The sequence below is a fragment of the Faecalibacterium sp. An58 genome (assembly GCF_002161515.1).
Classification (GTDB): Bacteria; Bacillota; Clostridia; order Oscillospirales; family Ruminococcaceae; genus Faecalibacterium; species Faecalibacterium avium.
On sequence record NZ_NFHX01000065.1, the window covers coordinates 1 to 1,555 of the forward strand.

Annotated in this window: 1 protein-coding gene and 1 pseudogene; both read left to right on the forward strand. The window is 57.6% G+C overall.

The genetic code is table 11. The features are described 5' to 3' along the window. Window positions 1-1,032, forward strand: a pseudogene (locus B5G12_RS14135) (hypothetical protein); the annotation flags it as partial. After that, window positions 1,029-1,555: DUF3848 domain-containing protein (locus B5G12_RS14140; protein ID WP_144064184.1), on the forward strand; the 527-nt coding region annotated here is incomplete at its 3' end. The pseudogene B5G12_RS14135 and the gene B5G12_RS14140, both read left to right, overlap by 4 nt.

Genomic DNA, 1,555 nt, shown 5'->3' on the forward strand with positions numbered 1-1,555 from the left:
GTTGCCGTTCATCATCTGGATGTGGGCTGGAAACCCTCTGACATGACCCAGCGCAACGGCCGCATCATCCGACAGGGCAACCGGAATAAGACGGTTCAGATCTACAACTACGTCACCGAAGGGACATTCGATGCGTACTTGTTCCAGACACTCGAAAATAAACAGCGCTTCATCGGACAGATCATGACCTCGAAATCGCCCGTCCGTTCTTGTGAGGACGTGGACGAGCAGGTCCTCAGCTACGCCGAGGTCAAGGCGCTGTGCGCCGGCAATCCGCTCATCAAGGAAAAGATGAATCTGGATGTGGAGGTAGCAAAGCTGAAGGTTTTGAAAGCCGACCATCAGAGCCAGAAGTATCGGCTGGAGGATAAGCTGCTCAAAGAGTTTCCTGCCAGCATCCAGTGTCAGAAAACGGAGATCGCCGCCCTGCAACAGGACGCCAAAACGGCAGAGGCCAACCCACAGGTGAAGGACGGCTTCTGCGGCATGACTGTGAAAGGGATGCACTTTGAGGACAAATTGGCCGCCGGTGAGCGGCTGCTTCTGGTCTGCAAGGAAATGCCCACCGCCGAGACGGTGACGCTGGGGCATTACCGCGGCTTTGGCCTTGATCTGCGTTTTGATACCTTCCGCAACGAGTACCAGGCGGTGCTGCGGGGCGCGACCAGTCACTTCGTTCCCCTCGGTACCGACGCCCGCGGCAACCTGACCCGCCTGGACAACGCGCTGGACAACTTCCCCGACCGCATCGCCCGCGCCGAGAACCAGTTGCAGACTTTATATCAGCAGCGGGACGCGGCGCAAGTTGAGGTGGAAAAGCCTTTCCCCAAAGAAGCGGAGCTGGCCGAAAAATCCTCCCGTCTGGCCGAACTGGACGCCTTGCTGAACATGGAGGGCCGCCCTGAGCCGGAGCGGGAAGAACCGGAGGTCGAACAGGACGAGCACCGCCCCTCGGTATTGGCCGGACTGAAAGCCGCCGCAGCTGAGAAATCTGTACCGAATAAGCAGCATAAAAAGGAGGCTGAAAGATGACCAATGAACAGTGGAATACCACCCTTTACAAGCAGATGTTTACGGAACAGGAGCAGTTCCGGGACTGGCTGCTGGCCCAGCCGCCACAGGAAATTTTGAACTACGCCTATGAGTATGTCATGCGGGAGGACATTCTGCTTTCGCTCGAGTACAACGACCTGACCGATGCCCAGGCAGCGGCACTGCTAACCTCGCCCTCACCGCTGGCGGACGTTTATGCAGAATTTGACAAGCTGGAAAGCAGTCACATGGAGGAGATCTGGAGCTGCATCGAGAGCCGGGCGGATGCTCTGCAGGCCGGCCTGCTGGACCGCGCCAAAACTCTGATCGACGAGTTCTGCGCCTACGAATACGCTTCGCAGGCGGATTTCAGCGACTTGAGCAGGGTCAACATCGCTTACACTACCGTGGGCGATGAGGATATCCCGTTGCAAGTCCATGTGGACCTTGAAGGTTACAAGATCGAGCGGAAGCTGGATGGCAAGCCTCTGGATGCCCGGCAGTACAGTTCGCTGCAGGAACT